Origin of the sequence: Flavobacterium cerinum, assembly GCF_004028155.1 — a bacterium.
Classification (GTDB): domain Bacteria; phylum Bacteroidota; class Bacteroidia; order Flavobacteriales; family Flavobacteriaceae; genus Flavobacterium; species Flavobacterium cerinum.
On record NZ_SBII01000004.1, the window covers coordinates 133,070 to 153,891 of the forward strand.

Consider the following 20,822-nt stretch of genomic DNA (forward strand, 5'->3'; position numbering starts at 1 on the left):
AAATGCAGATAAAGAAGCTTACAGAAGCAATATTGCGTATTGATACTACCGTAAACAAAATACAATTTGATAAAGAGTGGTTCTACTCAGTAGAAGACCTGGAAGATTACCTCAAAGAAGATCTCGAAGGAATAGAATCAGTAACATTTCCTTTAGATTTTGACGGAGTAAAGTACCCTATAAAATGTACAACCTGGGATGACCTGCAGCGTTTTCTTGAAAAAGACCCTGTAGAAAATTTTAGGACAAGTGTTCTGAAAAATAGAGGTAAAAAATAATTGAAGTTTGTCATTTCGACCGAAGTGGAGAAATCTCAATATAACTGAATATTACTCCAATATATCCAGAAACGTTAATCCAAAAATAACCCCATCGCTAATAAATCCGCTTTCATAAGATCGAATATAATCGATTCTTAAAAAACGTGCTTTACCCCAGCCTACATTATCCAGTCCTACAGTAAATTCCATATACGGACTTCGGTTTGGTGTTGCCAGTATATGATAACCCGCAACTAAATAATAGTTGAGCTTATGGATAAGCGGAAGCGAATTGGTAAGCAGCCCTTGGAAATTATGCTCCATGTGCCCTTCAAAATAAGCATCATTAGTGCTGTGTGAATAGTATGGAAGAAAATTAAATACTCTCATGTAACGTTCAGATCTCCCTACATGGGTTTGATTCCCATTAAAATGCATATAATCAGTAAAAGCGATCTTATCAGAATTAAAGAATTTACCGGCTCTAAAGCTCGTACTCAGTTCGCCTTTGTTACCAATGGTCAGGTCGTAGGTTACCTTTGCAGAAACGTGATCAAAGTTATAATCGCTTATACTTGATGCAAAACCTTTATCATATTTAAGAAACAACTTTGGATATTTCTCATTAGCTATATTTTCTTTAGTATCAGGCCTGGTTTTATATTTCTGTCCAAAGCTTATACGCGCCGCAACAGATGTTTTATACATATGGTGTTTTTGAAAAGCCAGGGTTGTATTATCATACATCGTAGCCGGATCATATAACAGCAATGGATTGTTTGAGGTATAGGGATGATAAAGATCCTTTAACGTAGAAAAGTTAGTATTGTTTAGTAAAGCCCTTTTTCGTGTATATTCAACACTGCCATAAAGGTGAATACCATTAACAACTTCCTCTTCATAGCTAAGACGGATAAAATTATTATCAAATAATTTCATGTAATTATCCCTAAAAAATAAGGTGCTGATACTGTTTACAATTCGGTTTATGGGCTTTTCGGAGTTATACTGTTCAATGCTGCTTCCCCCGCGAAGCGTAATAATTCGTTTAGAAAAATTATTAAACTTTTTAGAAATCGTCCCTGTAGCACGAAAACGCTTCTCGGCAAAACCGTAACTAAGGTCGGTACCTATAGTAGTATATGTATTCTGCTTATCGTCATGATATTTTGTAAAGTAAAAACCGGGTTCAAGATTGTAAGCCTGTACGGTGTTAAAACCCAAACGGCGGGCTATACCGGTATAGCTGGCATCCCAATTTTTATAGCTATTGTGGTATACATAACCCAAAGCAGGAGAGAATAATGTAAAATGGTTACGTGCCTTATCCGACTCGTCCATGTAAGCTTTTGTATTCCTTGTATCCTGCAGGCTGTCTTTTTTAATGTAATCGGCCTTTTCTTCTTTGGTAAGAGGAATAGGGCGTATGGTATTCCAAAACGAATCCGGTTTTTTATTCGCACCTTCCTCAAAAGAAAGGATTTCTGCATTAAAGGTGTATTTGTCGAATTTTGGATCTATTGTAAAATTACTGTACACATGGGTAAACCTTCCGGAGAAACCAACGCCAAAAAGACCGGCATCAAAGCTTAAAGTTTGTACATTCTTTGTCCATAGTTTTGCTTTGGCATTATAGCCATAATTTTGCCGAATGGTAAGCGTGTTTATAAGTTCCTGTTCAATCTGGCTTCCTTTAATGCTTAGGTCTACAGCATAAAGTTCCCAGGAATCTTCAATGATATAAACATAACCTGTCATGGCAGGTTCATTCTCTATTTTTGGGGTAACTTTTATTTTATTTATGATATAGCCGCCTGCTTCATTAAAAGTACTTTCTAAGCTGTACTTGTAATAATTAAAAGCATTATCGGCAATAGGAGATACCACGTTTACCTCAAACGGAATATAATTGTTATAAAAGTCAAACTCAGCAGCAGCGGCATTATTAAAGCTAAAGCCATTATCTTCACCGCTTACCTTTGAGGCTATAACATGTTCTTTTATAGTGGTAGAATTAAGGTGCTTTACTCTGGAAACTGTTTCAGAAAGGTAAAGGATACCGCTTCTGGAGTTATTTAAAGAGGAACCAAGGTCGCCTATTTCCTGTCCCAGTATTTTTTCAGGTATGTCATTTAGTTTAAAAACACCGCGGGAGTAAAAATCAGCTTCAAAGCGTGCAGTTTTATCAGCATTGTTTTTTCTGTTTTTAATGGCATTTTTAATCACCGCATCTGCCGGATTATCAGTGTTGGAAATTACCAGTTCTTTCAGCGTATAGCTTTCGTCTTCCAGTGTAACATTCAAAGTGTGAGGTAATGCGGTTACATCTATCGTCACTTCACGGGTTTTATAGCCCATCGACCTGAAAATAATTGTGTAGCGTCCTTTTTCTTTAATGTTTAGCGAATAACTTCCATTTTCGTTAGACGATGTTCCATTATACGTATTAGCTACTGTAATGCTGGCAAAAGCTACAGGCTCGCTTTTTTTTGAGGTTACCCATCCGTTTACCTGTGCTATGGCAGGCATACTTAAAAACAGCAGGAATAGTATAATGTTTTTTTTCATAGTTTTTTATATAATAAGCGATTGCAGTGCAAGCTCATATCCTTTTAACCCAAATCCTATAATAATGCCTGCAGCAACAGGGGAAAGGTAGGATTGATGTCTAAATGTTTCTCTGGAATAAGTATTCGATATATGAACTTCTACAACAGGCGATGTAACAGCTTTAACAGCATCTGCAATACCTATAGAGGTATGTGTATAAGCACCTGCATTTAATATAATGCCTTTATAGCTAAAACCGGTTTCCTGTATTTTAGAAATAAGCTCACCCTCAATATTACTTTGGTAGTATTCTAATGCCACACCGGGAAATTTTTGTTGTAGTTCGGCATGGTAGTCTTCAAATGTACGGGCTCCGTAAACTTCAGGCTCACGAGTTCCCAGAAGGTTAAGGTTAGGGCCGTTTATGATAATAATTTTCATGTGTGTTTTTTGTAAATGTAAGTATTAGGGCCTCAGTGTGTATGTAGTTTAATACTAATTTTAACATTCCGGCCAATAAAAAAACCGGTATATCTTAAAGATAAACCGGCTTGTGTATGTTATTTTGTTTTCTAGAAAAAGTATCCTACAGAAAGCTGGAATACATTATTCTTAACGTCTACCTCACTTACATCAGATACGTTGCTTAGACCAACGGTATAACGTGCCTGTGCAAAAAGGCCTGCAAAAATTTTAAGTTCTACACCAGCCGCAGCCGCCATATCAAAACTCTTAGTGTCAAAAGCTTCTTCAGCATCGCTAACAAGGAAAGAGAACTGAGGCCCTGCCATAACACTTAAACGATCCGGTAATAAATAAAACTTAGCCATAACAGGTACAGATATATAGTCAAGGTTAATGTCTTTAGCTACGCCTACAACACCACCATCATCATATTTTGCTTTACCTCCCTGAGAAGAGAAAAGACCTTCTGCCTGAACTGAAAATGTAGGCATTAAATTAACTTCTACTACGGCACCGGCATGAAAGTTTGTAATTCCGTCGCTGTCTAAGTCTCCTGAAAATTTAGAAAAGTTAGCTCCTGCTTTGATACCAAAGTCTATGCCTTGTGCCTGCATTGCGAAACTACCTGCAAGTGCAGCTACTAAAAAAATGATCTTCTTCATGGTTATAATTGTTTGAGTTATTTAAAAAAAATATCCTAGAGATAATTGAATAACCGAGTTCTTTACATCGGCATTGTTACTAATCTCTGAAAGTCCCATACAGTACCTTCCCTGTACAAACAGCCCGCCCGATATGGTATATTCCAGCCCGCCTGCTATTCCATACTCAAAGGATTTACCTTCAATGGGCAGTACATCTTTTGTTTCGCCTGCCAGTAAGCTTAATTGAGGCCCTGCATGTACACTAAACACATCATTTATATAAAACTTTACCATTAATGGCAGCGTAAAATAATTCAGTTTATAATCGTCATCCATTTTTTCAACTTTAACTCCTTGAGTAGAAAATAAAATTTCAGGTTGAAATGAAACCTTTTTTGTAATGATAAACTCCTTTAGTACTCCAATATGAAAACTAGTAAGTCCTTTTAATCCATCTGTATCACTCCCGGAAAAGTTAGAAAAATTTAAACCTGCTTTTATTCCAAAAGACTGAGCCTGAGTAATTCCGGTTGTAAAAATGATCAGTAATAACAGCAAATTTTTTCTCATGGATTTCATACGGTTTTCCGTAAACAAAAGTAAGGAAAAGTAGTACTAATAAAATATTTTTAACCCTATTTTTGGTTTAATAAAGGTTAAATGTTTTTTAATCATGAAGCATTTGCAATCAAAGAACGTTGATAATGATTTGAAAAATAAAAGATAATCACATCTGTACTGTCTGTAATTTAAATTTTATATAATGTAATAACAACGCTATTTTGCGGTTAAATTACGATAAAACTCATTTTTTAACAAAAAATTACAACATAGTATGGGGTGGTGGATATTTAAATGTTAAATTTTTTTATATTTTTGTTTGGCATAAATGTGCGAAATAACCCTAAATCTATACACAATGAAAAAAATCTTATTATCGGCCGCTGTAGTTATGGCATTCAGCTTTGCAGCTCAGGCGCAGAGCGAAGAAATGAAATTCGGTGTTAAAGCCGGAGCGAACTTTACCAATTTCACCGGTGATGCTGACGGTGATGGAAAAACAGGTTTTTATGTTGGAGGCCTTGTAGATTTTGCTGTTTCAGGAAATTTTCATGTTCAGCCGGAACTGCATTACTCCAGTGAAGGAGCTAAAGATGCTAAAATTGATTATATCAGAGTGCCGGTAATGGCAAAATATTATGTAATGGAAGGATTAAGCCTTCAGGCAGGTCCGGAAATCGCTTTTAAAGTTGGCGCAGATGATGGTGTTGACGAAACAACAAAATCAATCGACTTTGGTCTTGGAGCCGGCGCAGGTTATGAACTACCGATGGGTGTATTCTTTGACGTAAGATATAACGTAGGTTTGTCTAATATCAGTGATATTGATGGAGTTGATGTGAAAAACTCAGGTTTCCAGATTGGAGCAGGATACCGTTTCTAATAACTGATTTCTAATAATAAAAAAGGCTGTCTAAATTTAGGCAGCTTTTTTTTTCTCATTTCTGAAGTCTTAAAAATAGTAAATCCATAATAAATTATCTTTTTGGATAATCCTCATTATCAAATTTTCATTATTTCGCTAAAAAATGTGAAAAGATTTTGGATAAATTAGCTGTATTCGTTCTTTGTGTAAAAAATAGTATAAGGATAAGTTAAATTTTTTTCACTAAGTTTTTACTTATTAAATTAATACTACTTTCGCAGTATAAAACAATTTATCAATACACAAAAAATGAAAAAAATTTTACTATCTGCAGTAGCAATTATGGCTTTTGGCTTTGCTAATGCTCAGGAAACAACAGGATTTACTAAAGGTGATGTATTTGTTTCTGGTTCTGTTGGTTTTGGATCTGAAAAAACAGGTGATAACAAAAACAATGAATTCAATTTTTCTCCAAAAGCAGGTTACTTTGTAACTAACAATATCGCTGTTGGTGTAAAATTAGGCTTCACATCTGGAAAACAGACTGAACAGGCAGGACCTGTATCTGTTGAAACTAAAACAAACACTTTTGAAGCAGGCGCTTTTGGTAGATACTACTTCACGCCAGCTAGTCAGTTTTCTTTCTTCGGAGAACTTTCTGCAGGTTTCAACAGTTCAAAATCTGAGATCGAAGGTTTACCTGGCGAAAGCAAATCTAACGGATTTAATTTAGGAGTTGCTCCTGGTATTAGCTATTTCGTATCTAAGAACATCGCTCTTGAGGCTACTTTTGGTCTTTTAGGTTACAAAACTAACAAACCTGATGTTGATGGTGCTGAATCTACAGATACTTTTAATATCGGTGCAAACTTTAGTGATATCAGATTTGGTATCGTTTACAAATTCTAATACAATTTTGTATTTATATAAAAAGCCTCCCAATTGGGAGGCTTTTTCATTTTAAGATTCTGGATGTCTTAAAATTTATATCCTAAACCTATCTGGAATACAGAGTTTTTAATATTTACATCATCATAAATATCAGTAACACCATAAACATATCTACCAGTAGCAAATAGACCCATGTCTGTCTGGAATGTCAAACCACCGGCAACACCAACGTCAAATTTTTTGGCATTATCCAGTTCTACATCTTCACCAGATTTAAAATCAACTTTTTCGTTTACAAGGAAACCAAATTGCGGACCTACTTCAAGGCTTAATCCTTTAAATACATACACTTTTGCAAGCACAGGTACATTAATGTAGTCCAACTGAAATTCTGCTTTGTCTGCACCGGGTAAAGGTCTGAAATCAAATCCCTGGCCAGAATAAAGTACCTCTGCCTGTATCGAAAGAATATCTGCAATAGGCAGCTCACCCACTAAACCTACGTGAAAGCTCGTTCTGGAATCCGGACTGTCAAAATCGCTTCCCGTTACTGTTGCTAAGTTTACCCCACCTTTAATACCAAAGCTCGGAGTCATCGATTGTTTATTACTCGATTTGTCCTGTGCGTTAGATACTGTTACTGTACCTATTAATAATGCACTCACTGATAATAATTTAAATAGCTTCTTCATTTTATAAGTTTTAGTTTTGTACTTCAAAATTATAGCATTAAAATTGGCTTAATTCTCAAAGGATTCTTAATTCACATAATTTTAACCTGTATGAAAAGTTGGATTAAATTTATTAGCGACTATAAATACTACCTTAAAATAGAGCGTGGGCTATCTGTAAATTCCATTGAAAATTACAGTTTTGATGTGCAAAGGCTTGTAAACTATCTCGAAAACAGAGGTATGGATATATCTCCGCTAAAAATTAATGAAGAGATAATCCAGCAGTTTATTTACCATATTTCTACAGAACTCAATCCAAGGTCAAGGGCACGGATTATTTCGGGTCTTAAGAGTTTTTTTAACTATTTAATGTTCGAAGACTGCCGAAAAGACAGTCCGATGGAGCTTATTGAGGTGCCAAAAATTGGCAGAAAGCTTCCGGATACACTTTCTACTGCCGAAATCGATGCGCTTATTAAGGCTATTGAACTCAATAAAATAGATAAAGAAGGCAAATCGCAGGGAGAACGCAATCGTGCTATGCTGGAAACATTATACAGCTGCGGGTTGCGGGTATCAGAGTTAGTAACCCTAAAGTTATCCGATCTGTTTTTTGAAGAAGGATTTATAAAGATAACAGGAAAGGGAAATAAACAGCGCTTCGTTCCTATAGGCAGCTTTACGCAGAAATACATTAACCTTTATAGGGAGACTGACCGTAATAAGCTTATTATTCAAAAAGGTCATGAAGACACACTCTTTTTAAACAGACGCGGTAAAAGCCTTACACGCGCTATGGTATTTACTATTATAAAAGAGCTGGCTGCGAAAATAGGGCTTAATAAAACAATAAGTCCGCATACTTTCAGACACTCATTTGCAACACATTTACTCGAAAACGGAGCCGATCTTCGATCCATTCAATTAATGCTTGGGCATGAATCCATTACTACCACAGAAATTTACATGCATCTCGACAGGAAATTCCTTAATAAAGTTTTAAACACATATCATCCACGTCGATAATTTTATACTTAAAAAAGAACTTTTTTATAATAAAAGTTTATAATTTTAAAACGTAGACTAATTTTGCAAAAAACAAAGCATGAAGTTTTTCGATAATCCTGAAATTCGCGACGGCGATAGCTTAAATGCTTTCTATAAAAAGCTTCTTGACCAGGTTCCCGATCTTATCTTTAAGATGATATGGAAAGAAGACGACCTGTATTCTATCGTATTTGCCAGCGAAACCGTTAATGAGATTTATGAAATTACTGTAGACCAGTTTAAATTTCAGACAGATGTTTTTTTCAGGGAGCGCATTTTTACTGAAGATCAGGGAGCTTTCATTGATAAACTGGAGGAATCAAAAAATAATCTTACAAAGTGGGATCATAGGTTCAGGGTGCAGCTGCCTAAAAAAGGGTTGCGCTGGCTGCGTGTTATGGCAAATCCGGAACGAAAAGAAGATGGCTCGGTCAGTTTCTATGCAAGGATAAGCGATATTACAGATCAGGTAGAGCAGGAAGAACAGCTTAGGCTATCTGATGAACGGTTCCAGTTTGCTCTAAAAGCAGCTTCTGAAGGAATATGGGATTGGGATATGTCTACAAACATTGTTTACTTTTCTGCCCAGCTCATGAAAATACTGGGAAAAAAAGAAAAGGAAGCTTATTATCCCAACACATTTTGGATAAGCCGTATTCATCCGGATGATATGGATAACTACCAAAAAGTAAAAGGTGATCATTTAAAAAAGAAAACCACAACCTACGAAAGTATCTATAGGATTCTTACAGATAGTGGCAAATACCGCTGGGTATTGAGCCGTGGGCGTACTGTAAAATTTGATGCTAAAGGACGTCCCGTAAGGGCAATGGGTACGCTAAAAGATATCAATCAGCTTAAAGAAAAAGAGATAGAGCTAGGGAACACTATTAATATAATAGTGAGCCAAAACAACAGGCTCAATAATTTTGCACATATTGTTTCCCATAATTTAAGATCACACGCCAGTAACCTCAAAATGCTGCTCGATCTTATAAAGACTGCCAACGAAAAGGAAAGGGAAGAAATGCTTCAGCATCTGGAATCGATATCTGACGGACTCACAATTACGATCAGCCATTTAAAAGAACTGGTAGAGATTCAGACCGAGATAAAGACTGTAAAAGAAAAACTAAACTTAAGGCATTACCTAAAGAACATACTTAATATTTTACACAACGAAATTAAAAAGCACGGTGTTACTATAGAGATCAATATTCCGCTTGACGTAACAGTAGATTATAATCCTGCCTATCTTGAAAGTATCCTGCTTAATTTTACAACAAATGCAATAAAATACTCAAGTCCGGAAAGGCAGCCTATGCTTTCTTATGATTTTGAAATTATAGATGGTAAAAAAGCGCTTAGTGTTTCAGATAATGGTTTGGGTATCGATCTTAAAAAGCATGGCAATTCTCTTTTTGGAATGTATAAAACATTTCATAAAAACCAAAATGCCAGAGGGATTGGCTTATTTATAACCAAGAACCAGGTAGAAGCAATGGGAGGGAAGATAGAAGTTGTAAGCGAATTAAATAAAGGAACTACATTTAAAATATATTTTAATGAAGAAGATTAGTAGTTTGTATGTTATAGATGATGATAAAATTTATCATTTTTTATTAAAAAATCTATTCAAACAAAATGGAATTGATGCTGTATCTACATTTTTCTGCAATGGCTATGATGCAATAGAACATATGAAGGGAAATAATACTGAAGATGTATTACCGGATCTTATTTTATTAGATGTAAATATGCCCATTATGGATGGATGGCAGTTTCTCGAGGAATTCACAGCGACTGCGAATGATTTTGCAAAGATGCCGGTTATTTATATGATCAGTTCATCTAATAATGATGTAGATATTAACAAAGCGAAGGAGTTTGAAGGTGCTGTAAAAGGCTATTTTTTAAAGCCAATTTGCAAAGAAGATCTGCAAAAGATCTTTGTTTTATAGGACTATAAGTTTTGCTTATGACCACTATAAATAAAAATGATAGTAAAAAATATTAATTGTAAACTATAACGTATTACCTTTGCTTAACGCTGTTAAGTAATTTAAAAGCTGTAAAAAATGGGAAGTAAAGAGAGAATATCAAGACAGAAGGAAGAAACCCGTTCTAATATATTAAAGGCTGCAAGAGAGATAGTTAAGGATGAAGGATGGCAAGGCCTGAGCATGAGAAAGATTGCTGATAAAATTGAATATACTGCCCCGATTATTTATGAATATTTTGCAAATAAAGAGGCGATTTTGCAGGAACTAACCTGTAAAGGCTTTAGGATACTGACAAAAGACCTGGAAACGGCAAAGCAAATATCAAATGATCCGGCAGAGCAATTAGAGAACATGTGGCTGGCCTACTGGAATTTTGCCCTTGAAAATAAAGAAATGTACCAGTTAATGTATGGGGTAGAAATGACATGCTGTGCACAACGAAATACAGATACTGATGCCCCTTATGTCCTTATAACGAATGTGATTGGAGAGATAATGAAAGATAAAAATCCAATCCCAGAGGTCATTAAACAAAAATATTTTACGTTTTTCTCAGTAATACATGGTTTAATATCAATCAATATAGTGGGTAACGGCTTATCAGATCAGATCAATAAACAAATTCTTAAAGATGCTATCAGCGGAATTATCCGTTATCTAAAAGAATAAATTAAAAACTAACAAAGAATAACAATTTTCACATCCAATATTTAACATCATTAAATAATTTAATGCCCTTAGAAATCATGAGAACAATTAACTAAACTATTTTTTTGCACAATCGCTTAACACTGTTAAATGATTTATTAGGCATAACCAAACAACATCGTAAAATCGATAATTTTTTTGAACTTACACTTAACACCATTAAATAATTTAATACCATTATGAAACGAATAGTTTTTATACTCATAGCTGCAAGCCTTCTTCTTTCTGCATGTTCAGGAAATAATGCTCCTGCACCAGCGGCTCAGGCTATTGCACTTCCTGTATTTGCAATAGGATCTGGGGAAGCCGTTACATATCAGGAATATCCTGTAGCGGTAGAAGGCAGGGTAAACGTAGAGATCCGCCCACAGGTAGATGGTTACCTGGATAAGGTATATGTAGACGAAGGATCGTTTGTAAAGGCCGGACAGCCTTTATTTAAAATTAACGAAAACCGTTACCGCGAACTGCTAAACAATGCACAAGGAGCTGCAAATGCTGCCGAAGCTGCTGTTATCAATGCGAAATTAGAGGTAGAGAAAATGACACCTCTTGTAGAAGGCAAGGTAATATCTGATTACCAATTAAAAAGCGCTAAAGCTTCTTTAAAAATTGCTGAAGCAAATAGAAAACAAGCCGAAGCTGCTGTTGCATCGGCAAGAATAAATGTAGGCTACACACTTATTACTGCTCCTGTAGACGGTTACATTACAAGACTGCCTAAAAAACAGGGAAGCCTTGTTTCTGCTGCCGATCCAATCCCACTTACATTATTGTCTGATATAGCCGAGGTACATGCGTATTTTTCAATTGGGGAGTCTGATTTCATTGCATTTAAAGAAAAGTATGCAGGTAATTCGCTAAATGATAAACTTAAGAATCTTCCTCCGGTGGCATTAGTCCTGGCAGATAATTCGGAGTACGAGCAAAAAGGAAAAATTGATATGGTAGACGGTCAATTTGATAAAACTACCGGAGCAATAACACTTAGAGCAAGTTTCCCTAATGCAAAAGGCTTATTGCGTTCCGGTAATACAGGAAGGATTCGCCTTGGGATAACCTATAACAATGCTATACTTATACCGCAATCTGCTACAGCAGAGGTACAGGATAAAATATTTGTATATGCCGTTAGTAAAGACAATAAGGTGAATAAAATACCTGTCACCATTCTAGGTAAAAGCGGTACCAATTATTTGGTAAAAGACGGACTTAAAGCTGGCGACAGAATTGTGTTTAAAGGCTTCGAAACCCTTCAGGATGGTACGGTTATCGTTCCGGAAAAAATGGCGGGTGAAATTGCTTCTAAATAATTACATACTAATCACTTAAGTAAAAACAAACCATGTTTAAAAAATTTATAGACCGGCCGGTTTTGGCTACGGTCATATCCATCCTATTGGTAATTTTAGGGGTTCTTGGACTTACAAATTTACCATTGCAGCAGTTTCCAGACATTGCCCCTCCGGCAGTACAGGTTACAGCACTCTACCCTGGAGCAAATGCCGAGACCGTACTTAGATCGGTAGCACCATCATTAGAAGAATCCATAAATGGTGTAGAGAATATGAGTTATATGAGCTCTACTGCCAGTAATGATGGTTCACTTGTAATTACAGTTTACTTTAAGTTGGGTACAGATCCCGATCAGGCGGCTGTAAATGTTCAGAACAGGGTATCTCAGGCTACGAGCCAGCTGCCTTCAGAAGTTATACAGGCAGGTGTAACCACAGCCAAACAGCAAAATAGCCTTATCATGGTATTATCCATGTATACTGAAAATGAATCGGCTTACGATCAGACTTTCCTGGCTAATTATGCCCAGATAAACATTATTCCGGATATTAAAAGGATTCCAGGTGTTGGTCAGTCCATGATATTTGGAGGTAGTAAAGATTACTCGATGAGGGTATGGTTAAAACCTTCGCAAATGGCAACCTATAATATTACGCCAAAAGAAGTAACTGCTGCTATTCAGGATAAAAACTTAGAGGCTGCACCGGGTAAATTTGGTGAAAGCAGTAAAGAGTCTTTCGAATATGTTATTAAATATAAAGGAAAGCTTAATAAGCCAACGGATTATGAAAATATCATTATACGTACCAATCCTGACGGTTCTATACTTCGTCTAAAAGATGTTGCACGAGTAGAATTTGGTGCCTATACCTATGGTAACTTTACCAGGGTAGACGGTAAGGCGGGTGTTAACATAGCGGTTATGCAGCTTCCTGGCTCTAATGCTAATGACATACAGGTAACTATTGCAGCGTTAATGGAAAAAGCGTCTAAAGATTTTCCTAAAGATGTAAAATACCTAACGCTTTACAACACTAAAAGAATGCTTGATGCTTCTATCGAGCAGGTACAGCACACACTTATAGAGGCCTTTTTACTTGTATTTGTAGTAGTGTATATTTTCCTTCAGGATTTTAGGTCAACACTTATTCCTGCTATTGCAGTTCCGGTAGCGATATTAGGTACTTTCTTTTTCATGTCGCTTTTTGGTTTCTCGATCAATATGCTAACCCTGTTTGCTTTAGTACTCGCAATTGGTATTGTGGTCGATGATGCTATTGTCGTCGTCGAGGCCGTCCATTCCAAGTTGGAACGGGGGTATCAGCCTAAACAGGCAACTACATCGGCAATGAACGAAATTACAGGAGCAATTATCTCGATTACATTGGTAATGTCGGCGGTATTTTTACCGGTAGGCTTTATGGATGGTTCAACCGGGGTATTCTACAGGCAGTTTGCCTTAACGTTAGCAATAGCAATTGTTATTTCGGCGGTAAATGCTTTAACGCTGAGCCCTGCATTAGCAGCATTGTTCCTTAAAGGACATGATGCTCATACTCATGCAGATGGTACAGAAGCTCCTAAGAAAAACTTTAAAGACAAATTTTTTGCAGGATTCAATGTTGGCTTTAATAATATAACCAACCGTTATATTGGCAGCCTTCGTTTCCTGATACGTTACAAATGGGTGAGTTTTGGTGGACTGGCAGTTGTTATTTTAGCAACCGTATGGATGGTAAAAACAACGCCAACCGGATTTATTCCGTCGGAAGATCAAGGCTTTATTGCAATTTCGACTTCATTACCAGCAGGTACATCGCTGGAACGCACAACTCAGGCATTAGCCGAAGTTGAAAAGATCTTAGGGCCGGCCGAATATACGCGTACTCTAAATATACTGGCAGGTTTCAATATGCTTACGCAATCGTCGAGCCCTTCGTTTGGAGTAGCTTTCGTACTGCTTAAAGAAGACAAGGAACGAGGAAAAGTAAGGAACATCGATGAAATTATGAACGATGTGCGACAAAAGCTTTCGGCTGTAAAAGGAGCTAACTTCTTCGTGTTTACCTTCCCAACCGTACCGGGTTTCAGTAATATTGACGGACTTGATTTTGTGTTACAGGATCGTACAGGAGGCGAGTTGGATAAATTCAGTGGTATCGGTAATAACTTTATTATGGAGCTGATGAAACGTCCTGAAATTGCCGTTGCATTTACACCGTTTAGGGCAGATTACCCACAATATGAAATGGAAGTAGATGATGTTAAAGCAGAACAGCTAGGCGTTAGTGTACGTGAGCTGATGTCAACAGTACAGTCGTATTATGGTAGTGCACAGGTGTCCGACTTTAACCGATTTGGTAAATACTATCGAGTAATAGTTCAGGCAGATAAAAACGACCGTTCTACAGCCGAATCATTAGGCGGAGTATTCGTTAGGAATAAAACAGGTGGAATGGTTCCTGTTAGTACATTGGTTAAGCTGCAAAGGGTTTACGGACCGGAAAATGCTTCCCGATACAACCTGTTCAACTCAATGGGAGTAAATGCTATTCCTAAACCGGGTTATAGTACAGGTGCAGCAATTAAAGCGGTTGAAGAAGTAGCAGCAAAACACCTTCCGCAAGGGTATTCTTATGAGTTCTCCGGTATGACAAGAGAAGAGATCATTTCAGGAGGACAGTCTACTGTAGTGTTTATGCTTAGTTTATTGTTCATATACTTCCTGCTTGCAGCGCAGTATGAAAGTTATATCCTTCCATTAGCGGTAATATTATCAATACCTACAGGGGTCTTTGGGGTTTTTGCCGCCATCGGTCTTACAGGAATATCAAACAACATTTATGTACAGGTAGCACTGGTAATGCTTATAGGACTGCTCGCTAAAAATGCTATTCTTATTGTAGAGTTTGCCGTCCAGCGACGCCGTGCAGGTAAATCATTACTGTCTGCAGCGCTGGAAGCAGCTAAACTAAGGCTTCGACCTATCATCATGACATCGCTCGCCTTTATAGTAGGATTGATCCCAATGATGGGTGCTGTTGGGCCATCAGCTCAAGGTAACCACTCTATTAGTATTGGTGCAGCAGGAGGGATGGTAACAGGAGTTATACTTGGATTATTCATAATTCCGGTATTGTTTATCGTGTTTCAGTACCTTCAGGAAAAAGTTTCTGGGAAGCCACTTAAAGCTGAAGCTGCCGATGCTGTAGAACATCTTAAAGAAGAGTTAGACTTAGTAAAATAAATAAAGACTTCCCCTCTACGGAGGGGAAAACTTAAAAGATACCACCATATAACAATGAAAAAATATAATATTTATCTCCTCTTTGCAGCATTCCTGATACTTACAGGCTGTAAAGTGTCCAGGGATATAGAAACACCTAAGCCCGAGCTTCCCGAAGCATTCAGGAATGTAACATCGGCAGATACGGCTACAATTGCCGATTTGGAGTGGAAACAGTTTTTCCCGGATGCTAATTTACAGGAGCTAATAGGTAAAGCAATTACCAATAATTATGATATGCAGACGGCACTTAAAAACATTGAGGCTGCCGGTTTGCAGTTACGTCAGACAAAATGGGGCAATGTACCGCAGGTTGGCTTGAATGTTAGTGCAAATACAACCATTCCTGCAGAGAACAGCTTGAATGGAATAAGTGCCAAAAACTTTTTAAAGACCAGTCATGTTGAAGATTACAATGCCAATCTTTCACTTTCATGGGAAGCAGATATCTGGGGAAAAATAAGCAACAGGAAGAAAGAGGCCTTGGCGCAGTACTTAAAGACTGAAGAAGCAAGAAAAGCCATCCAGACCAATCTTGTGGCAGGTGTAGCGCAAGGGTATTACAGCTTATTAATGCTGGATGCGCAATTGGCTATTGCCAAAAAGAACCTTGCTTTAAACGAAAACACATCAAGGATCGTTAAGATGCAGTTTGATGCAGGACAGGTAACTTCGCTTGCCGTTCAGCAAACCGAGGCACAACGCCTTAGAGCAGCACAGATTGTACCAATGCTCGAAAAAGAAGTTATACTTCAGGAGAATGCACTTAGCATTCTTACAGGAGCACTTCCATCAGAGATTGTACGTAATACAACTTTAGACCTGACTACATTACATACAAATCTTTCAGCGGGAGTGCCTGCAGCGATATTAAGCCACAGACCCGATGTTAAGTCATTCGAATATGATCTGGCAGCTGCCAATGCAAAAGTAGGTGTGGCAAAAGCATTTATGTATCCAGCACTTAATATTACAGCAGCAGGCGGACTGAACTCTTTTAAATTGAACAATTGGTTTAATATGCCGGCATCATTATTTGGAACGGTAGCAGGAAGCCTTACGCAGCCATTATTACAAAGAAGACAATTAAGAACGCAATATGAAATAGCAAAAGTAGAGCGTGAAAAAGCAGTAATTGCCTTTAGGCAGTCGGTACTGATAGCGGTAGGAGAAGTATCCGATGCATTAGTAAAAGTAGATAAGCTTAAACAAGAGCAGGAGTTAGCGGCGGAAAGAGTGGCCAACCTGCAAAAAGCAACAACCAATGCTGACATGCTGTTTAAAAGCGGCATGGCCAACTATCTGGAAGTGATTACAGCACAAAGTAATGTGCTGCAAAGCGAACTGGATCTGGCAGCATTAAAAAGAGACCAGCTTAACGCTGTGGCCCAGTTATACAGGTCACTTGGCGGAGGCTGGAGATAAATGGTGTTATTGTTTTAAGTGGAAACCCCTCATCTGTTTATCAGGAGAGGGGTTTGTTATTATATGATAATATAAATTGAAAAGATAAGCATGTAGACGGTACCCGTAGGGTGGGGTGGTTCAAATTAATGGGTGCATCAAGTTTGAGGAAGCTCAAGGCTTTAAACTTTATAGCCTAAAAAGTTCAGCTTTGAATTTTTATTTCTTTTGTCTTGAAACAAAAGAAAATAGATTAATTCCCTACGGGAAATAGAGAGATTTTGGATGTTATTACGACCAAAATTAAATCGCTACGCGATAACTACATAATGATATATGATTATATGTTGCGAGAATCCATTTTGTTAGCAAAAGAACTAGCAATCCAACTCTTTTCCCCTAGAGAATCAATATTGATTGCGTATATTCTTCCTCCTTTGGAGGGTAACTATATATTAGTTTACACTGAAAAAACAGATTAAAAAACAATAACAAAAAACCCTCTCGAAAATAATGAAAGGGTTTTATTAACTTACTAGAATATGGAAAGAGAAAATATAATCAATAGTATACTCTCTCAATTAGAGGGTATGAGCATAATAGATGCTAAATCAATCCTGAATAGATGCTCTACTTACTTGGAGCTTTGTAATTACCACCGTAAGATGGATTAGCTACGTGGATAAATTCTTCAAATTTTAGGTGTCCTGTATTTATCGAAACTGTATCGCCATTTGATAAAGTAATGATATGTTCTACTCCATGTGTTTCAAATTTCACAATATGATTGAAATTGTAAAAAACGTTTTCGTGTTCAAAAAATAATGGCTTACTCATAATTATAATTGGTTTTAAGGTTTAATCTCTACTAAGTTTTCGATGTTCAAAAGGATCATAATCTTCATTTTTATGTCCGCCACAATTTTTAGGAATAAATGCCCAAACTATTGCTCCTACAATAAGACAAAATATCAGTTGTACTACCCATTCTGATGTATCTTTTGGTTTATCTCTAATTGATTTATCTTTAAATATTGCTCTTATAAATGCGCCTAAGATAGTAAATCCAATAATGCTGAATATTATACTCATAATGTGATGGTTATTCTATTTCTAATACTTTTTTAAATCCGTCCCAAAGCCATGATACAATATTGTCAGTGGTAACATCATTTGAGAAATCTATTTGCATTGAGTTTAGTTTTGAAATATAGTCTCTATTCAGTATTGATTTAATCGCTTTAGCAGACTCCTGGCTTGACTCTGTTTCATCAATTACCTTGTACATTTCATTCACTGCATTTTGTACTAAGCTTTTGTTATAGTTGTATCGTTGCTGTTTAGATGCTAAAACCTGTTGAGTTAATTCAAGGTTTATATTACTCTTTGGTTCATAAACTTGTGGCTTTACATCATAATACAACCATGATTTTGTATAACTGTCATACTTCTTATATCCGATCATTTGATTGTTGGAATTAAAGTATTCATATTGTTTGTTATAGCTATTCCATTTTTCTGTCAATGTTTGAGCAAAACTCACACTATACAGCAATAAGCCACATAAAAGTAAGAAATTTTTCATGCTAATAAGGTTTTTGGTTTGTTCAAATATAGTAATTCGAACGCATATATGCGTCCAAGCTAAAAAAGAATTGTTTTGACCTTTGGAATATGGATATTGCAGAGGATAAATTTTTAATTAGCTTAGGTCAAAAGGTTAAGGAATTCAGGGAAAGTAAGAACTTTTCTCAGGAGGATTTAGCCAATGATTGTAATATTCCTAAATCTCAAATCGGCAGAATAGAAAGAGCAGAGATAAACACTACAATGAGAACTCTAATTAAAATCGCTCAGGCATTAGGTGTAAAAGTTAGAGATTTAATAGAGTTCTAACAGGTGAATTTATGGATTTGTCTAATTAGAAAAGACAAACTACATTTGTAAGAAGAGGTAAAAAATATAGAAGATTATTACACTAAAATTTTTAAATGGTGTAATTTAATCGTATATTTATGAGACAAAATCTCCGTATTATGTTTAATAGATCTTTCACCTCTGTTTTAGATGTAATCAATGCTTTTCCTGATGAACAGGCTTGCATAGAATATCTTGAAGAAGCTCGCTGGGGCAATACTGTAATATCTCCATTTGATCCTACTTCAAAAGTATATGAGTGCAAAAACAATCGTTTTAAATGCAAGAACACAGGTAAATATTTTAATGTTCGCACCAAGACTATTTTTGATAATAGTAAGATAGAGCTCCAAAAGTGGATGATAGCTATATGGCTATGTACTTCTCATAAAAAAGGAATGAGTAGTTTACAGTTAGGCAGAGATCTAAACATTACTCAAAAATCTGCTTGGTTTATGTTACAGAGGATTAGAAACTGTTTTGGCTTAGACGACAGTCAAATGGATAACTATGTAGAAATAGATGAGACGTATGTCGGCGGAGAGAATAAAAACAGAAGTGTTTCGGCGCGTAAAAAGTTACATAAGGATGGTTTTACAACTGGCTACAATGATAAAAAACCTGTATTAGGTATGTTAGAGCGTGGTGGGAATGTAAAAGGAATAGTAATAGATAAATCTCACGCTAAAACAATAAGACCAATATTATTTGAGCAAATAAAAGAAACAGCAACGGTTATTACAGATGGCCACGGAGCATATAAAGGAATAGACAAAAACTTTAATGATCATCAAATAGTGTATCACAATAAAGACCAGTATGTAAATGGTATATTTCATACCAATACATTAGAGGGTTTCTGGAGTTTATTAAAAAGGAATATAGATGGTATACATCATTCTGTATCGGCAAAGCACCTTCAAAAGTATGTTGATTATATGACTATGCACTACAACTATAGAAAATTAACTACACATGAAAGATTTAATTTGCTAATTTTAAACTCTGATGCAAGACTAAAATATAAAGACTTAATAAAGAATGGCGAGGATTAAAGAAGAAGACTTTAAAAACATTACCCAAGTAGAGTTTGACGGTTCTACTTACTATGCAATAGAAGAGATAGAACTTGATTTAAGAGGTATACAGTCAATAGAACTGCCGATTAAAGGAAAGACTACCAAGTGCGCCACATTTGAGGCTATAATCGCCGCAAAAGAAGATAACAAACAGTTGTCAGAATTTGACAAAAACATTATAAAAGGATTAAACTTCAATCCAAAAAATAAACAATGACAAAAGAAGAGTGGCAATCGGTTTATGATGAGTTTTACTATTTCAAAAATCAAATAGACAATCTTTGTGATGATTACTATTTAGCAAGTGATAAACAAAAAGCAACGCAGATAATGAGTGAAGCTTATTATAAAGTCAAGTACAATAATGAACTCTTAGAGCTATTTAACGAAAAAGGGAATGTAAGCGACTTAAAAGACATTTCTCAGTTTTCTTATGCTGTTACTGGCTTTTTAGCCACAATAGAAAGCAAAAAATAAAACCTTTCAATTTTTGAATTATTTACAGGTTTTATTAAACACATAACCTCAAGGCTCTACATATTGTAGGGCTTTTTTATTATTGACTAAGCTGGTAAGTTACCTAAAAAAGTAATATCTCTAAATCCAAATCTTCTTATCTTACTTGGAGGATTTGCACCATCTAAATAATCGAATAAGGATAGATATTGATTTATCTCAATCCCCATATCATCCACAGAATGTAAAACACCTTGAATATATTCTGTATATCTATCACCAGTCTTTGTTAATATTACACACGTTACAGTGATAACCCGTCCTCTTAACTTTTTATAACTATTAACTTCATTCATAATTTATGGAAATAAAAATCATTCCTTACGAAGATAGAAAAAATATCTGCTCAGAGTATAATCCTACATATGAATCATGGACAGATGAAAAAATCAAATTACATATAATAGAAATTTCCGCAAAAGAAGTTGACACATATGGTAATTTAAAAAAATTAATAGAAATCGTAGATAACTTAAAAATTAAAGAATACAGAGAAAATAAGATTGCAATTCAGTTAGGAAAATTTAATTTTGAAAATCTTATGTAATTAAATATACTACCATAACTTGGTGTAAACTAATATATAGTTACCCTTTGGAGGGGTGCCAGCAGGGTGTGGTGATTAATAAACGAATCAATTTACGCCATAAAAAAAC

24 protein-coding genes are annotated in these 20,822 nt (G+C 36.0%); 15 read left to right on the forward strand and 9 right to left on the reverse strand.

Annotated features, from left to right (window positions below):
- The first annotated feature begins 2 nt into the window (after positions 1-2).
- A complete protein-coding gene (locus EPI11_RS07530; protein ID WP_128389346.1) occupies positions 3-278 on the forward strand; it encodes a hypothetical protein in 276 nt (91 codons plus the stop codon).
- Between the two features lie 51 nt (positions 279-329).
- On the opposite strand, the gene EPI11_RS07535 is transcribed toward EPI11_RS07530, so the two are convergent.
- From EPI11_RS07535 to EPI11_RS07550, 4 genes are all read right to left on the reverse strand, one after another.
- Complete coding sequence (locus tag EPI11_RS07535; protein WP_128389347.1) at positions 330-2,828, reverse strand: DUF5686 and carboxypeptidase regulatory-like domain-containing protein; 2,499 nt, start codon at positions 2,826-2,828, stop codon at positions 330-332.
- A 6-nt stretch (positions 2,829-2,834) separates the two neighbouring features.
- Positions 2,835-3,251 (reverse strand): type II 3-dehydroquinate dehydratase, encoded by a 417-nt coding sequence (gene aroQ, locus EPI11_RS07540; protein ID WP_128389348.1) that lies wholly within the window; start codon positions 3,249-3,251, stop codon positions 2,835-2,837.
- Between the two features lie 131 nt (positions 3,252-3,382).
- Positions 3,383-3,937: a porin family protein gene (locus EPI11_RS07545; RefSeq protein WP_128389349.1), complete on the reverse strand. Its 555-nt coding sequence runs from the start codon at positions 3,935-3,937 to the stop codon at positions 3,383-3,385.
- Positions 3,938-3,958: 21 nt separating this feature from the next.
- On the reverse strand, positions 3,959-4,489 hold the full coding sequence (locus EPI11_RS07550) for a porin family protein (protein ID WP_164879125.1): 531 nt from the start codon (positions 4,487-4,489) through the stop codon (positions 3,959-3,961).
- Between the two features lie 349 nt (positions 4,490-4,838).
- On the opposite strand from EPI11_RS07550, the gene EPI11_RS07555 reads away from it, so the two are divergent.
- Positions 4,839-5,363, forward strand: coding sequence for a porin family protein (locus EPI11_RS07555; protein ID WP_128389351.1), 525 nt, complete (start codon positions 4,839-4,841; stop codon positions 5,361-5,363).
- A 291-nt stretch (positions 5,364-5,654) separates the two neighbouring features.
- Entirely contained in the window at positions 5,655-6,254 is a 600-nt protein-coding gene (locus EPI11_RS07560; RefSeq protein WP_128389352.1) for an outer membrane beta-barrel protein, read from the forward strand.
- Positions 6,255-6,322: 68 nt separating this feature from the next.
- Here EPI11_RS07560 and EPI11_RS07565 read toward each other — a convergent pair whose 3' ends face one another.
- A complete protein-coding gene (locus tag EPI11_RS07565; protein ID WP_128389353.1) occupies positions 6,323-6,928 on the reverse strand; it encodes a porin family protein in 606 nt (201 codons plus the stop codon).
- 90 nt (positions 6,929-7,018) lie between these two features.
- Between EPI11_RS07565 and xerA the strand changes: the two genes are divergently transcribed.
- The 7 genes from xerA to EPI11_RS07600 all read left to right on the forward strand — a co-directional run bounded on the left by xerA (position 7,019) and on the right by EPI11_RS07600 (position 16,675).
- On the forward strand, positions 7,019-7,936 hold the full coding sequence (gene xerA, locus EPI11_RS07570; RefSeq protein WP_128389354.1) for a site-specific tyrosine recombinase/integron integrase: 918 nt from the start codon (positions 7,019-7,021) through the stop codon (positions 7,934-7,936).
- A gap of 79 nt (positions 7,937-8,015) precedes the next feature.
- Positions 8,016-9,536, forward strand: coding sequence for a sensor histidine kinase (locus EPI11_RS07575; protein WP_128389355.1), 1,521 nt, complete (start codon positions 8,016-8,018; stop codon positions 9,534-9,536).
- Positions 9,523-9,918 carry a response regulator gene (locus EPI11_RS07580; RefSeq protein ID WP_128389356.1) on the forward strand — a complete coding sequence of 132 codons (396 nt, stop codon included), beginning with the start codon at positions 9,523-9,525 and terminating at the stop codon, positions 9,916-9,918. Before EPI11_RS07575 ends, EPI11_RS07580 begins: the two co-directional genes overlap by 14 nt.
- 117 nt (positions 9,919-10,035) lie before the next feature.
- Positions 10,036-10,629, forward strand: a complete 594-nt coding sequence (locus EPI11_RS07585) for a TetR/AcrR family transcriptional regulator (RefSeq protein WP_128389357.1) — start codon at positions 10,036-10,038, stop codon at positions 10,627-10,629.
- Positions 10,630-10,847: 218 nt separating this feature from the next.
- On the forward strand, positions 10,848-11,981 hold the full coding sequence (locus EPI11_RS07590; protein WP_128389358.1) for an efflux RND transporter periplasmic adaptor subunit: 1,134 nt from the start codon (positions 10,848-10,850) through the stop codon (positions 11,979-11,981).
- A gap of 32 nt (positions 11,982-12,013) precedes the next feature.
- Positions 12,014-15,211, forward strand: a complete 3,198-nt coding sequence (locus EPI11_RS07595; RefSeq protein ID WP_128389359.1) for an efflux RND transporter permease subunit — start codon at positions 12,014-12,016, stop codon at positions 15,209-15,211.
- 54 nt (positions 15,212-15,265) lie between these two features.
- Positions 15,266-16,675: a TolC family protein gene (locus EPI11_RS07600; protein WP_128389360.1), complete on the forward strand. Its 1,410-nt coding sequence runs from the start codon at positions 15,266-15,268 to the stop codon at positions 16,673-16,675.
- A gap of 609 nt (positions 16,676-17,284) precedes the next feature.
- Here EPI11_RS07600 and EPI11_RS07605 read toward each other — a convergent pair.
- Genes EPI11_RS07605 through EPI11_RS07615 form a run of 3 tightly spaced genes read right to left on the reverse strand, consistent with a single transcriptional unit; the run spans position 17,285 to position 18,239 of the window.
- Entirely contained in the window at positions 17,285-17,491 is a 207-nt protein-coding gene (locus EPI11_RS07605; protein ID WP_128389361.1) for a hypothetical protein, read from the reverse strand.
- 21 nt (positions 17,492-17,512) lie between these two features.
- Positions 17,513-17,746: a hypothetical protein gene (locus EPI11_RS07610; protein WP_128389362.1), complete on the reverse strand. Its 234-nt coding sequence runs from the start codon at positions 17,744-17,746 to the stop codon at positions 17,513-17,515.
- Between the two features lie 10 nt (positions 17,747-17,756).
- On the reverse strand, positions 17,757-18,239 hold the full coding sequence (locus tag EPI11_RS07615; RefSeq protein ID WP_128389363.1) for a hypothetical protein: 483 nt from the start codon (positions 18,237-18,239) through the stop codon (positions 17,757-17,759).
- Between the two features lie 89 nt (positions 18,240-18,328).
- On the opposite strand from EPI11_RS07615, the gene EPI11_RS07620 reads away from it, so the two are divergent.
- The 4 genes from EPI11_RS07620 to EPI11_RS07635 all read left to right on the forward strand — a co-directional run bounded on the left by EPI11_RS07620 (position 18,329) and on the right by EPI11_RS07635 (position 20,127).
- Positions 18,329-18,550 (forward strand): helix-turn-helix domain-containing protein, encoded by a 222-nt coding sequence (locus tag EPI11_RS07620; protein WP_128389364.1) that lies wholly within the window; start codon positions 18,329-18,331, stop codon positions 18,548-18,550.
- A 140-nt stretch (positions 18,551-18,690) separates the two neighbouring features.
- Entirely contained in the window at positions 18,691-19,626 is a 936-nt protein-coding gene (locus tag EPI11_RS07625) for an IS1595 family transposase (RefSeq protein WP_128389365.1), read from the forward strand.
- Positions 19,613-19,867, forward strand: coding sequence for a hypothetical protein (locus tag EPI11_RS07630; protein ID WP_128389366.1), 255 nt, complete (start codon positions 19,613-19,615; stop codon positions 19,865-19,867). The genes EPI11_RS07625 and EPI11_RS07630 overlap by 14 nt, the downstream gene beginning before the upstream one ends.
- Positions 19,864-20,127 (forward strand): hypothetical protein, encoded by a 264-nt coding sequence (locus tag EPI11_RS07635; protein ID WP_128389367.1) that lies wholly within the window; start codon positions 19,864-19,866, stop codon positions 20,125-20,127. Before EPI11_RS07630 ends, EPI11_RS07635 begins: the two co-directional genes overlap by 4 nt.
- A gap of 86 nt (positions 20,128-20,213) precedes the next feature.
- Here EPI11_RS07635 and EPI11_RS07640 read toward each other — a convergent pair whose 3' ends face one another.
- On the reverse strand, positions 20,214-20,462 hold the full coding sequence (locus EPI11_RS07640) for a hypothetical protein (protein WP_128389368.1): 249 nt from the start codon (positions 20,460-20,462) through the stop codon (positions 20,214-20,216).
- A gap of 5 nt (positions 20,463-20,467) precedes the next feature.
- Between EPI11_RS07640 and EPI11_RS07645 the strand changes: the two genes are divergently transcribed.
- Entirely contained in the window at positions 20,468-20,713 is a 246-nt protein-coding gene (locus EPI11_RS07645) for a hypothetical protein (protein ID WP_128389369.1), read from the forward strand.
- The last annotated feature ends 109 nt before the right edge of the window (positions 20,714-20,822 follow it).

Excerpts from the sequence above, each read along its gene's own strand:
- EPI11_RS07530 (WP_128389346.1), top strand. The coding sequence starts at position 3 with ATGCAGATAAAGAAGCTTACAGAAGCAATATTGCGTATTGATACTACC.
- EPI11_RS07535 (WP_128389347.1), bottom strand. The coding sequence starts at position 2,828 with ATGAAAAAAAACATTATACTATTCCTGCTGTTTTTAAGTATGCCTGCC.
- aroQ (WP_128389348.1), bottom strand. The coding sequence starts at position 3,251 with ATGAAAATTATTATCATAAACGGCCCTAACCTTAACCTTCTGGGAACT.
- EPI11_RS07545 (WP_128389349.1), bottom strand. The coding sequence starts at position 3,937 with ATGAAGAAGATCATTTTTTTAGTAGCTGCACTTGCAGGTAGTTTCGCA.
- EPI11_RS07550 (WP_164879125.1), bottom strand. The coding sequence starts at position 4,489 with ATGAGAAAAAATTTGCTGTTATTACTGATCATTTTTACAACCGGAATT.
- EPI11_RS07555 (WP_128389351.1), top strand. The coding sequence starts at position 4,839 with ATGAAAAAAATCTTATTATCGGCCGCTGTAGTTATGGCATTCAGCTTT.
- EPI11_RS07560 (WP_128389352.1), top strand. The coding sequence starts at position 5,655 with ATGAAAAAAATTTTACTATCTGCAGTAGCAATTATGGCTTTTGGCTTT.
- EPI11_RS07565 (WP_128389353.1), bottom strand. The coding sequence starts at position 6,928 with ATGAAGAAGCTATTTAAATTATTATCAGTGAGTGCATTATTAATAGGT.
- xerA (WP_128389354.1), top strand. The coding sequence starts at position 7,019 with ATGAAAAGTTGGATTAAATTTATTAGCGACTATAAATACTACCTTAAA.
- EPI11_RS07575 (WP_128389355.1), top strand. The coding sequence starts at position 8,016 with ATGAAGTTTTTCGATAATCCTGAAATTCGCGACGGCGATAGCTTAAAT.
- EPI11_RS07580 (WP_128389356.1), top strand. The coding sequence starts at position 9,523 with ATGAAGAAGATTAGTAGTTTGTATGTTATAGATGATGATAAAATTTAT.
- EPI11_RS07585 (WP_128389357.1), top strand. The coding sequence starts at position 10,036 with ATGGGAAGTAAAGAGAGAATATCAAGACAGAAGGAAGAAACCCGTTCT.
- EPI11_RS07590 (WP_128389358.1), top strand. The coding sequence starts at position 10,848 with ATGAAACGAATAGTTTTTATACTCATAGCTGCAAGCCTTCTTCTTTCT.
- EPI11_RS07595 (WP_128389359.1), top strand. The coding sequence starts at position 12,014 with ATGTTTAAAAAATTTATAGACCGGCCGGTTTTGGCTACGGTCATATCC.
- EPI11_RS07600 (WP_128389360.1), top strand. The coding sequence starts at position 15,266 with ATGAAAAAATATAATATTTATCTCCTCTTTGCAGCATTCCTGATACTT.
- EPI11_RS07605 (WP_128389361.1), bottom strand. The coding sequence starts at position 17,491 with ATGAGTAAGCCATTATTTTTTGAACACGAAAACGTTTTTTACAATTTC.
- EPI11_RS07610 (WP_128389362.1), bottom strand. The coding sequence starts at position 17,746 with ATGAGTATAATATTCAGCATTATTGGATTTACTATCTTAGGCGCATTT.
- EPI11_RS07615 (WP_128389363.1), bottom strand. The coding sequence starts at position 18,239 with ATGAAAAATTTCTTACTTTTATGTGGCTTATTGCTGTATAGTGTGAGT.
- EPI11_RS07620 (WP_128389364.1), top strand. The coding sequence starts at position 18,329 with ATGGATATTGCAGAGGATAAATTTTTAATTAGCTTAGGTCAAAAGGTT.
- EPI11_RS07625 (WP_128389365.1), top strand. The coding sequence starts at position 18,691 with ATGTTTAATAGATCTTTCACCTCTGTTTTAGATGTAATCAATGCTTTT.
- EPI11_RS07630 (WP_128389366.1), top strand. The coding sequence starts at position 19,613 with ATGGCGAGGATTAAAGAAGAAGACTTTAAAAACATTACCCAAGTAGAG.
- EPI11_RS07635 (WP_128389367.1), top strand. The coding sequence starts at position 19,864 with ATGACAAAAGAAGAGTGGCAATCGGTTTATGATGAGTTTTACTATTTC.
- EPI11_RS07640 (WP_128389368.1), bottom strand. The coding sequence starts at position 20,462 with ATGAATGAAGTTAATAGTTATAAAAAGTTAAGAGGACGGGTTATCACT.
- EPI11_RS07645 (WP_128389369.1), top strand. The coding sequence starts at position 20,468 with ATGGAAATAAAAATCATTCCTTACGAAGATAGAAAAAATATCTGCTCA.